The sequence below is a fragment of the Vibrio sp. 1069 genome (assembly GCF_033340555.1).
The window spans coordinates 1-1,043 of record NZ_JAWOWP010000121.1 but is presented as its reverse complement, the minus strand read 5'-3'; the positions used below and the strand labels follow the sequence as shown (position 1 = coordinate 1,043).

The 1,043-nt window shown below is 42.3% G+C and carries 2 protein-coding genes; both read right to left on the bottom strand.

The window, feature by feature from the left end; all coding sequences use genetic code 11:
• Positions 1-288 (bottom strand): DUF2987 domain-containing protein (locus R7040_RS24850; protein WP_318097334.1); only part of this gene is annotated, 288 nt, incomplete at its 3' end.
• Positions 289-300: 12 nt separating this feature from the next.
• On the bottom strand, positions 301-1,043 hold a 743-nt coding region (locus R7040_RS24845), incomplete at its 5' end, for a glucosaminidase domain-containing protein (RefSeq protein WP_318097333.1).

Below are 1,043 nucleotides of genomic sequence, written 5' to 3'. Positions count from 1 at the left end.
GGATTTTAGATTTTTGTCGATCGGTAATGGTAGTTCTTTCGACGCTGGAATCACAAACTCTTCGTAATGTTCTTCCTTTTCCATCCACGCTTTTTCGATCGCACACAACTGCTTAGTTCTGGCATCGACGAAGAACACACCGACTTTAACGTCATCATGCCCTTCTTTAGTGTTATTTTTTAACTGAGTATACAGTTTGGAATACGTAAACATATACTCTTGAGCATGCGTTATCGGTGACGAGAGCAAGAGTGCTGCACTTCCTAAAATTAAGCTTAACTTTTTCATTCGATTATTATTTTATTGAGTCCAGTAGGCGTTATTGTGACGAATCATCGAGCGTAAGTCATTGACGTATGCAATGCCCCTCTCGGAGTAAGACAACAGTCCATGAGTGAGTTCTGATGCTGTCGCCACGGATAACAAGTTTTTGTGCTTATCTGCCAACATAGCTCGAATATCACGTAAGTCAGCGTAAGCTGGATTGCGATTCACATTCATAAAGTAGCCATGAATTGACTGCTGAACTGAATCGAATTTTTGAACTTCGTGAGTTTTTCCTGCAGCACGCTGAGCAGGCACAATTCCGCAACCCTGTTTATAACACCATTGGCCGAACAAGTTGTTTGCTTGAGTAGCAAAACGAGAAGTACCCCACGCGGATTCATTGGCAGCTTGAGTTAGCACTAATGCTTCTGGTAAAACATTGACTCGCTTTAACATTTCAGTCAGCCAAGCTTCATCAACATGACCATCATGAAGAGGAAAACCATATAACTGCGCTAATCTTTCTGCGTAAGCTTCTTCGTCCGGCGACACTTCTCCAATCTCAAGAGAGCTTAGAAAAGCACGTTCTTTTTCAATCCTGTGATTTTCTAGTGCGATTTTAGGCCGTAAGAAATCGAAAAATGCCGCCTTTTTTTCTTTGGCGTCTTTGATAGAGTTAAAGTCTGGAATGTCCCCAATGTAGGGCAAGTGCGACAAATCAGGATGTTTCACCGGACCTTGAACAACATTAGGATCATTCGCGCTTTTGAACTGGC